This is a genomic window from Brevibacillus sp. YAE8 (assembly GCF_057543335.1).
In genome coordinates, this window is record NZ_BAAIYG010000179.1 from 1 (window position 1) to 519 (window position 519).

A 519-nucleotide genomic window follows, 5' to 3' on the forward strand; every position below is an offset into this window, starting at 1 on the left:
TGAAAGAACTCAACATTCAATCAACCATCCGGAAGAAACGTCGTTATTACAGCAGAAAGGCATCCGTAGTCCAGCCGAATCGAGTGGAACGTCATTTCAAGGTGGAGCAACCTAATCGACTGTTTGCAACGGATATTACCTACATTGCTGTGGTGGACAAGTTCTATTTCTTGTCAGTCATACAGGATCTTTTTAATAACGAGATTGTTGCCTGGAAAGTTTCCAAAAGAAATGATCTACAACTGGTTATGGACACCGTAGAAGACCTTCACAAACAAAGAGACGTGCAAGGGGCCATTCTCCATTCGGATCAGGGCTTCCAATACACGTCTCAGCAGTACAACAAGCGACTCGAAGAATTAGGTATGTTAGGCAGCCACTCTCGCAAAGGAAACTGCCTAGACAACGCATGCATAGAGTCCTTCTTTTCCCATCTGAAAACGGAAACGTCGTACTTCTCTCAGTGTAAAACAGAGGAAGAGCTTCTTCAAGCCATTGATGAATACATATGGTTCTATA

The 519-nt window shown here is 43.4% G+C and carries 1 protein-coding gene; it reads left to right on the plus strand.

Features of this window, described 5'->3' with window-relative positions:
• The coding region (locus AC27IT_RS28255; RefSeq protein WP_487092331.1) for an IS3 family transposase at window positions 1–519 on the plus strand (519 nt) is incomplete at both ends.